The sequence below is a fragment of the Acetatifactor aquisgranensis genome (assembly GCF_943193215.1).
GTDB classification, from domain to species: Bacteria; Bacillota; Clostridia; order Lachnospirales; family Lachnospiraceae; genus Acetatifactor; species Acetatifactor aquisgranensis.
Genome location: NZ_CALPDH010000045.1, coordinates 22,427 through 31,369, shown reverse-complemented (window position 1 = coordinate 31,369; position 8,943 = coordinate 22,427). Strand labels below are relative to the sequence as shown.

9 protein-coding genes are annotated in these 8,943 nt (G+C 46.6%); 6 read left to right on the top strand and 3 right to left on the bottom strand.

Features of this window, described 5'->3' with window-relative positions; genetic code table 11:
- Positions 1 to 83: 83 nt before the first annotated feature.
- On the top strand, positions 84 to 1,049 hold the full coding sequence (locus tag NFS35_RS29520) for a tyrosine-type recombinase/integrase (RefSeq protein ID WP_330640471.1): 966 nt from the start codon (positions 84 to 86) through the stop codon (positions 1,047 to 1,049).
- The gene (locus tag NFS35_RS29155; RefSeq protein WP_330640470.1) at positions 1,012 to 2,064 is read left to right on the top strand and encodes a tyrosine-type recombinase/integrase; all 1,053 of its coding nucleotides are present in this window, start codon (positions 1,012 to 1,014) and stop codon (positions 2,062 to 2,064) included. The genes NFS35_RS29520 and NFS35_RS29155 overlap by 38 nt, the downstream gene beginning before the upstream one ends.
- A gap of 255 nt (positions 2,065 to 2,319) precedes the next feature.
- Here NFS35_RS29155 and NFS35_RS25735 read toward each other — a convergent pair whose 3' ends face one another.
- The 3 genes from NFS35_RS25735 to NFS35_RS25725 are packed head-to-tail and all read right to left on the bottom strand — an operon-like array spanning position 2,320 to position 5,728.
- Complete coding sequence (locus NFS35_RS25735; RefSeq protein WP_251209870.1) at positions 2,320 to 3,789, bottom strand: ATP-binding protein; 1,470 nt, start codon at positions 3,787 to 3,789, stop codon at positions 2,320 to 2,322.
- A 19-nt stretch (positions 3,790 to 3,808) separates the two neighbouring features.
- Entirely contained in the window at positions 3,809 to 4,714 is a 906-nt protein-coding gene (locus NFS35_RS25730; protein WP_251209869.1) for a hypothetical protein, read from the bottom strand.
- Between the two features lie 60 nt (positions 4,715 to 4,774).
- A complete protein-coding gene (locus NFS35_RS25725; protein ID WP_251209868.1) occupies positions 4,775 to 5,728 on the bottom strand; it encodes a hypothetical protein in 954 nt (317 codons plus the stop codon).
- A 159-nt stretch (positions 5,729 to 5,887) separates the two neighbouring features.
- Here NFS35_RS25725 and NFS35_RS25720 point away from each other — a divergent pair, with 159 nt between their 5' ends.
- The 4 genes from NFS35_RS25720 to NFS35_RS30090 all read left to right on the top strand — a co-directional run bounded on the left by NFS35_RS25720 (position 5,888) and on the right by NFS35_RS30090 (position 8,745).
- Complete coding sequence (locus NFS35_RS25720) at positions 5,888 to 6,253, top strand: cysteine-rich VLP protein (protein WP_251209867.1); 366 nt, start codon at positions 5,888 to 5,890, stop codon at positions 6,251 to 6,253.
- A 187-nt stretch (positions 6,254 to 6,440) separates the two neighbouring features.
- Complete coding sequence (locus NFS35_RS25715) at positions 6,441 to 6,656, top strand: transposon-encoded TnpW family protein (protein ID WP_251209866.1); 216 nt, start codon at positions 6,441 to 6,443, stop codon at positions 6,654 to 6,656.
- Complete coding sequence (locus NFS35_RS30095) at positions 6,653 to 7,669, top strand: recombinase family protein (protein WP_330640469.1); 1,017 nt, start codon at positions 6,653 to 6,655, stop codon at positions 7,667 to 7,669. Before NFS35_RS25715 ends, NFS35_RS30095 begins: the two co-directional genes overlap by 4 nt.
- A gap of 146 nt (positions 7,670 to 7,815) precedes the next feature.
- Positions 7,816 to 8,745: a DUF4368 domain-containing protein gene (locus NFS35_RS30090; protein ID WP_330640468.1), complete on the top strand. Its 930-nt coding sequence runs from the start codon at positions 7,816 to 7,818 to the stop codon at positions 8,743 to 8,745.
- Positions 8,746 to 8,943: the final 198 nt, after the last annotated feature.

The window sequence follows — 8,943 nt, the reverse complement described above, 5'->3', positions numbered from 1 at the left end:
AATTATCCGCCATCTATATCACAAAAAGAATAAGTCTATAGCCTGTTTTGATTGGCTATAAACTTATTATACGAGGTGTTCCAATGGTGAGTTATCAATCCGGGTTTGCTGACCTTATAGAAAAGTATGTGTTTTACCAGGAATCGTCTGGTTCCTGGAGTGAAGTAAGGGCGCGAAATCTAAGGTACTTTGACCGTTTTTGTGCGGAACGTTTCCCAGGCAGGGCCTTATGCCAGGAAATGGTTGATGCGTGGTGTCAGAAACGTGATGCAGAAACAAAATCCTCCTGTATTACACGGACAGGGGTAATCCGCAGCTTTATCAGTTATCTTCAAAAGCGCAGGATGACAGACGTCCTGCCTATGCCGGTTCCGAAAGCAGAAAAAAGGACCCGAGTTCCACATGCATTCACAAGAGAAGAACTGCAAAATTTTTTCCATGAATGCGACAGCATAGTCCCCTATAAGCCCTCTCCCAAATTTCTCCTCCCCAAAATGACGTGCCCTGTATTTTTCAGGCTTCTATACAGCAGCGGCATACGGACAACAGAAGCCCGGAAACTGAAACGAAGCGAAGTCGACCTGGTACATGGGGTTCTTAACATTCATGAAACAAAAGGATACGCCCAGCATTATGTGGCCCTCCACGACAGCATGACAGACCTGCTGAAACAGTACGACCGGGAAGTGGAGAAAATTTATCCCGGGAGGACATATTTTTTTGAGAATGCGATGGGCAACGGTTATTCCAGGCAATGGGTGGTCTATATATTCCGAAAGCTGTGGGAAAAAGCAAACGGCAAAAACAACAGGCCCGTGGCGTATGAACTTAGGCATCATTATGCGGTAGAAAACATCAACCGGTGGGAGGAAGATGCCTTCGGGTTCAGCGAAAAGCTCCTTTATCTTTCAAAATCCATGGGGCATAGCGAAATAAACGCGACGTTATACTATTATTCCATTGTGCCGGGAATGTCTGATATCCTTCGGGAAAAAACGGAAACCGGCTTCAATGAGATCATACCGGAGGTACCCGATGAAAAAGAATGATGAATCTGCCAAAATCGCATACTTTATTTCTGACTTTTTAAATACATATGCCCCAACTTTCCTCACAAACAGCAGACACACTTTGAAATCATACAAGGACAGCCTGGTTTTATACCTCTCATTTCTGGAAACGGAGAATATAAAACCCGACTGTTTCAGCCGGGAATGCTTTGAAAGGGCATGGCTTGAAAAATGGATACTCTGGCTGAAAGAAACCCGCCAGTGCAGCGCGGACACCTGCAATGTACGGTTGGGGTCACTGCGGGTATTCCTTGAATATCTGGGAGAGAAAGATATCGAATACTTATATCTTTATCAGGAAGCGAAAAAAATCAAACGGCAAAAATGCACCAAAAAGAAAGTATGTGGGCTTACACGGAATGCTGTTGCGGCAATGCTCTCCGCGCCGGATCTCTCAACAAGGACAGGGAAACGGGACGTTGTATTTCTGACTGTGCTTTATGCCACTGCAGGACGTCTTGACGAGATACGGTCCATAAAGATATCCCATATCCATTTGGATGAGCCAAAGCCCTACATTATACTTTTGGGAAAAGGCGGAAAAATGAGGACAGCGTATCTTCTTCCGCGTGCCGTTGCAAATATCCGTATATATCTGAAAGAATTCCATGGCGAGAAGCCAGAACCGGAAGCATATCTTTTTTATTCCCGTGTGGGAGGACGGAAAACAAAGCTTTCTGAACCCGCACTTGATAAGCGGATTAAGCTGTGTGCGAAAATCGCCCATGAGAAATGTCCAGAGGTGCCACTTGGCGCACATGCCCACCAATTCAGGCATGCGAAAGCATCCCACTGGCTTGAGGATGGCATTAGTATTGTTCAGATCAGCTTTCTGCTTGGCCATGAGCAGTTAGAAACAACAATGAAATATCTTGATATAACAACGGAAGAAAAAGCAAGCGCCCTTGCCACTTTGGAGATGGAGAGAGAAAAATCTCCGAATAAAAAGTGGAAAAACAACGATGGAACATTGTCTGGCTTCTGCGGCCTGTAAGTATACGTCCAAAAAGAAATCCAAACTTTTTCCCCTCAAAACACTGTATTCATTGAGGTTATGAGTAAAAGTTTGGATTTCTTTGAAGTTTGGATTTTGCGCCGCATGAACAGCATCCGCAACCGTGCGGAGGAAATCATCTTGACCGAACTTGTATATGCTTCGTTGAATGCCCGTTATCGGCTGTATGGCTGATAACGGGCATTATCTTTTGGGTGGGGTGATCAGTCACCTTGGGGGTGACTGATACTTGCGTTATTTTTTGGCTTCGATGAAAATGTATTTTCCTCTGCCTTGTTCGGTTACAGGCACAATTAAGTCAAATTCTTTTATCTTGCTCAACATCTTGCCTGCGGAGGACGGCGCTAAACCACATAATTCAATTACATCCGCACGGGAAAAAGGAACATCATATCCAAAGCTCTCAAACAAGGACAGAATATTATCTTTGGTAGGCTTGTTGAGCTTTAATTCAGAAATGGAGCGTTCAAACGCTACCTTTTTTGCTTCAAACGCTACTTTTTCCTGTTTGAGCGCTACTTTTTCCTCTCCAACAACTCCATTTTCGTCTGTTCCATAATTCAAATTATACAGTGTAACTTGGAACGAACTGGCATCGGAATAGAACTTCGGCTCCAGTTCGTCACGGTAATTATGGGCGGCACGGTAAGCTTCTGTGATCTTCTTAAATCCGCTGCCTTGACGCTCCATATAGCCCAATCTGCCGAAAACGTCGGCAAGGACGGGATTGCGACGAGTGGAAGAAATATTGGAAATATCTCGTTCCTGTATCCGTGAGCCGTCTGCCATACCACCGGGAGAAGTAATGGTAAGACGGTTATCGTAAATGTCGATATGGACTTCGCTGCCCAAAATCAGATAATCACGGTGGATCAGCGCATTGACAAGGGCTTCAAAAACGCTTCGCTCACAGTAATCGGGCATTTCAATACGGGAGTTGGCGGTTTTCTTCCAACGAGTTTTCATGTTCCGCTTTACGAAGCCCACACCTTCATTGAGCAGAATGATCAAGCTGCCGGAATACTCTGCGCTGTCGAGAGCATCCACCATACCGCCGCTTTTATCAAGACCGTTCCAACGAGTACAGAACAGACGGGAGTGCTTAATCGGAGCATCGTCCGCAAGTAAAGCGCCTGCGTTGGTCAGCTTGCCGTGGTCATCCCGCATTTCAAAGGAATCAAACAGCTTTTCCTCCATACTGTTGCCCGTCCAAGCCTTGTAGCGTTCACGCAGCTTGGAAAAAGCATAGTCTTTGAAATCGTACTCGGAATCCAGCGCATCATAAGTGCGGTTCATACCCTTGAGAAGAAGCTGATTCAATACATACGACGGGGCAATCACGCTTTCGTTGCCAATACGGATATATGCTTCCGTAATGCCGTCTGCCTTGTAATAATAGGGCGTGGAGCGTCCTGCGGAAACGGACAGCACAAGAATATCCTTGCCATTATCCCGTTCGGGAGCGAGGATAAAGTTCGGATATGGCGTGATACGTTCCTTAATCAAGCGGCTGATCGTCTCTGCATCGGTCTGTGCGTCAGCCAAGCCTATTACGTTTCTGTCATTATCAATGCCGAAAAAGAGTGTGCCGCCGATACCGTTGGCAAAGGCACTGACACTTTTGAGCCAGCTTTTCGGCTTTTTAACTTCCAAAGCAACCTTGAAATCGCATTCCGTTGCTTCTGCAATCCATCTATCTATCATAAATTCGTTTCCTTTCCCATCATTCCTTCTTTTCCTTCGTTCTGCTCTTATAAACATTATACTTATTCTTGCACTGCGGGCTGCAGAAGATCGCACTCGGTCTGCTTGCCACAAAGGTCTGCAAACAATGCTTGCATATACGGATGGGCTTCTCCGTGTCGGTCAGCATAAAACTGAACATCATCTGTATTCCAAGCATAAGGGAGTGGAAATCCCATACAATCGTCGGCTTGTCGAGCAGAGCGATACGGTAGGTCGGCGCATTGCCGCCAAAGGCTTCCATACCCTGCTGCATCAAGAGCCGCTGTTCGGGAGTCATCGTATCATAATCCTCATAGAACAGCACGGAAGTCAGATAGGTAAAGGCAATATCAATGAATTGCTGCTTTATCCATTCATAAGGCTCGGCGTATTCTCTCTGGAAGCTCATATTGACCGCCATCGGCTTATCTGTTGACATAGTCAAAGCAAGTGCCATCATCGCACGGTCATTGCTTATATTCCACATGGATTCCACGCCATGCTTGACCACATCCGGCTTGACAGAAGGAAAGAACAAATCAAGATAGTCCATCGTGGACATGGATTCCTCACGGATAAAATGATTCTTCGGCAGATATACAGCCTCATAATCCATAAAGTTCGGTGTGGTAGGCAGCGCTGTCATAAGACCAAGCAAGCCATATTTTACCGCAAACTGTTGAATTGCCTTTTGTATCTCCTGCTGTGTTTTCTTCTGCGATTCCATCCGACCAATATCAATGGCATCCAGGATAAGCCGTTGATATTCGCTCAGCGGGTCGTAAATACCCGGCTGTGCTGTTGCGGTAGGCGTGAGGTACAGCATACCGTTCTCCGCTGTTTTCCATTCATATTCACTATATCGCACCCAATGTGAACTGGTGCGCTGAAACAGGTTTTTCATCGTCAAAACCCTCCACTATATATTGTAACCCGTATAATTCACAATTATATTACTATTATACTACTTTTTCGTGTATTTTTCAATATCCACGCCATTTTCGCTCAGAAATTCTTTTTCAAGCAAGGTCAAGGGCTGCTGTGCCTGCACTTTTTCGGTAAGTGCGGCAAGCAGCTTTTTTCGTATCTTTTTGAGCATCGTATTCCGTACCTTGCGGATGTTGCGGTCTGACTGCCCACGAATAGCGGCGATCTTGACGGAGCTGTACTGCCGCAGAGCAGACAGGAACAGGAGGAGCTTGTGATCCTCGTTCAGCTCCCGCAGGATGACAGACATATCCGCATCCGTCACAAGCTCGTGAATATCGTATGGACAGTAAAAGATCGTATCTATGAAATCGCCTTTGCGCTCCTGCCGCTTTAATACATCGTTCAGCGTGTCGGGGAAACATAAAGCATCTTCGGATGCGCCGTAGACAAGGGGAACATCGTCACCACTCCGGTACAGCTCGTGGTATCGCTCTTTGCGCTGACGGTTGGCATCGAGCCAATCATACCACGCCACAAGATTTTCGTAATCTTTGAGTGTTCGTGCAGAATCCTCCAACCGCTTCAACGCCTGCGCCCGAAGCTCACGTTTTAGGAGCTTTCGTTCGGGCTGCTCTTCCCCGGCATCATCTCCATCATCCTCTATGGGATTTTCTGCGGCATCGGCTTCTATTTCATCAATGATACGCTGTTCCTTTGCAAGTCTGCGCCGTGTCTTTTCATATTCCTCGGCTTCCGCATTCTCAGCATCAGTATCGCTGTCAGCGAAAAGATCTTTCTTCTTTCGCTTCCTTCGCTTCTTTTCGGGAGGTTCATCGGTATCTTCTTCCGCATCATCCCAAAGGGCGTTTTCGTCTTCGTCCTCGTCATCGACTATGTAATCGGAATCGTCCGCATCATATTCATCTTCATAATCGGTATCTTCATTATAAAGACCGTCATTTTCGTATCGTTTGTGATCGTCGTACACCGCAGGAAACCTCCCTTCAAAATTATTTTTCAAATTTTCTTTGATTTTCCGAAAAAACAGTTCCGCTAAACACCCCGTATTTCTCCTATTGGTGATGGAGTAATATATTTCGTCTGTGATTATATTACTGCCGACGCTAAAGAAAGGAGGAAACTGCCTATGACCAAAACCTATCGTGAGCTGACGAGAAAGGAGAAAAGACAGATCAAGAAGTTGGCTGTCTCCAAGTGCGCCAACTACGACAAGGAATACGGTTGCCTGCCGCTGGACTGTGAGTGCTATATGTTCGGGGTATGCTACTCATGCAGTAGGCTGTGCAGTTATTTCCGCAAGGCTGTACTGCCGGAAGATAAGGAACTGCAAGCCGTATTCGAGCCGATCCCCCTTGCTGTCTGCAAGGAGTGCGGCAAGCATTTTCAGAAGAACGGTAAACGTGCCTACTGTTCCGACAAGTGCGCCGCAGAAGCAAGACGTAAGCAAACGTCGGCAAGAGTGCGAAAGCACAGAGAAAAGAAGCGTCAGTAAGACGCTATGTAACGAATTAGCCTCTGAAATGCCTTGATTTACAGGCGTTTCGGGGGCTATCTTCATGCCGGTAATGTGTTTGTATACCCTATGCCGTTTTTGTCGGTCAAATGGTTACACGTTATCGGAACTATCATCATTATACACGAAAATTGTGAATTTTTCAATCTATGGAGGAAATTTGCCTATGGTAAAAAACGAAAACAAGAACTTTGCTTATACCACCCACCGCATCGGCGGCACGACCTACAAGGTCAAGGTCGTGTTCAATGAAAGCGGCACCGAAACAATGGAAGATAAAATTTTACGAATTATTCGCAATGAAGTTCACACAAGTTGCGAAAAATATGATGTAATAAATAAACCACGAATGAGCCGACAGTCTGAAAGGAGCGCATCATGATGAGCGTGAAACAGACTGTGGGACAGGATCCCAATAAAATTACGGCATTGTACGAGAGACTTTCCCGTGACGATGACCAGGTTGGCGATAGCAACAGCATTGTCAATCAGAAAAAATACCTCGAAAGCTATGCCGAGCAAAGAGGCTACACGAATATTCAGCACTATACCGATGACGGTTGGAGCGGCGGAAATTTTAACCGTCCCGCATGGAAGCAGTTGGAGGCAGATATTGAAGCAGGTAAGGTTGTCCATGTAATCGTAAAGGACATGAGCCGAATCGGCAGAGATTATCTGCAAACCGGCTTTTACACGGAGGTATTCTTCCGTGAGCACGGCGTTCACTTTATTGCGATTGCCAACAGCGTGGACAGCGATGACCAGAACAGCAACGAGTTTGCGCCGTTTTTGAATATCATGAACGAATGGTATTTACGGGACTTGAGCCGCAAACAGCGCACTGCTATCCGTGTAAAAGGCGAATCGGGCAAGCCTACAACAAACTGCGCCATCTACGGCTACAAGAAGATGCCGGGTGATAAGTACAGTTGGTATATCGACGAGGAAGCCGCCGAGGTTGTCCGCAGAATATTCCGACTGACCATCGAGGGCAAAGGCCCCTATGACATTGCCCGTATCCTCTATGATGATAAGGTGGAAACCCCTGCCGTTTACTTCGGCAAACAGAACAAGGGCGTTTGGAAAAGCAAGGAGGAATTTCCCAACCCGTATAACTGGAGTGGTTATATCGTTGGGCAGATTCTTTCCAAGCCCGAATATATGGGGCACACGGTCAACTTCCGTTCTCACAAGCAGTCCTACAAGGACAAAAATCCCGTGATGAATCCCAAAGAGGAATGGCTGATCTTTGAGAACACCCACGAAGCCATCGTGGATAAGGAAACGTGGGAGCTTGCACAGAAGCTCCGTAAGACACCGAGACGCCACGATACACTTGGTGAAGCAAATCCTTTGACGGGACTTATGTTCTGCGCTGACTGCGGAGCAAAATGACCAACCACCGTTCCAGAGGCGGCACGGAAAGCAGCCCCTATCCCTCTGACTTCTACGATTGCTCCACCTATACGCTGGCGCATCAAAAGCGCACTAACGCCTGCTGCGGTCACTATATCCGCACAAAAGCCGTTCGGGAACTTGTTTTGAATACCATCCGCACCGTCAGCACCTTTGCTATCTCTAATCAAGAGGAATTTGCAGAAAAGGTACGTGCCGCTTCGCAGATCAAGCAAAAGGAAGCGGCGAAAGAAACCAAGCGCAGGCTGAGCAAGGACAAGAAACGTATTGCCGAGCTTGACAATATCATCAAAAAGCTCTATGAATCCTTTGCCATCGGACGTATTACCGATGAACGCTTTGATACCCTGCTTGCCGAATATGAAGCCGAGCAAAAAAACTTGCAGGCATCCGTGGCAGAAGCCGAACAGCGGGTATCCTCTTTTGAGGAAGATACCGTCCGTGTGGAGCAGTTTATGGAGCTTGCAAGAAAATACACCGACTTTTCCGAGCTGACCACAATGATGATTAACGAGTTTATCGACAAGATCATCGTTCACGCTCCCGAAAAGGTGAAAGGCGACAGAGTGCAGGAAGTTGAAATTTATTTGAAGTTTATCGGGCATTTTGAACTTCCCGCACCGGAGCTGACCGAGGAAGAGATCCAGCGGCAGGAGTTTTTGAAGAAAGAACGTGCCCGTAGCCGTGAACGCTACCAAAAGCTGAAATCCGGCGAACGCACCGTAGGCGTTCCCATTACGCAGACCTGCAAGTGCTGCGGCAAGACCTTTGAAGCAAGGTCAACGGCAAAGCTGTTCTGTGATGTGAACTGCCGAGCGAAGTATTACCGGCAGGAAGCGGCAAAAGAGCGTATCCGTGAGCTTACCTGTGAACACTGCGGCAAGGAGTTTACCACGACACGAAACAGCGTAAAATATTGTTCAGATGATTGCCGGTATGCGGCACAGATCAAGCGGCAAGGCGAACGGAAGAAAGACTTACGAGAAGCAAAGCACGAACAGGCACCGACGGAAAACGAACAAAAAAACAGCATAACGATATTTGAAGCGGATTGATGTATGTCGATCCGCTTCTTCTGTTTCAAGTTGTCATTTTGGCAACTTGATTTTTTATGCCTGTTTTGCATCATTGTATCATTTTGAAACTTTGATTCTTGATGCTTTTCGAGGTGAGTGGACAAAATGTCCACTCTCCAACTATCAGCGGCAAAGTGCCAACTTGGCACTTTGCTAAAACCGATAATATTTTGTATC

Coding starts and splice junctions, on each gene's coding strand:
- NFS35_RS25715 (WP_251209866.1), top strand. CDS start 6,441: ATGGTAAAAAACGAAAACAAGAACTTTGCTTATACCACCCACCGCATC.
- NFS35_RS30095 (WP_330640469.1), top strand. CDS start 6,653: ATGATGAGCGTGAAACAGACTGTGGGACAGGATCCCAATAAAATTACG.
- NFS35_RS25730 (WP_251209869.1), bottom strand. CDS start 4,714: ATGAAAAACCTGTTTCAGCGCACCAGTTCACATTGGGTGCGATATAGT.
- NFS35_RS29520 (WP_330640471.1), top strand. CDS start 84: ATGGTGAGTTATCAATCCGGGTTTGCTGACCTTATAGAAAAGTATGTG.
- NFS35_RS25720 (WP_251209867.1), top strand. CDS start 5,888: ATGACCAAAACCTATCGTGAGCTGACGAGAAAGGAGAAAAGACAGATC.
- NFS35_RS25735 (WP_251209870.1), bottom strand. CDS start 3,789: ATGATAGATAGATGGATTGCAGAAGCAACGGAATGCGATTTCAAGGTT.
- NFS35_RS29155 (WP_330640470.1), top strand. CDS start 1,012: ATGAGATCATACCGGAGGTACCCGATGAAAAAGAATGATGAATCTGCC.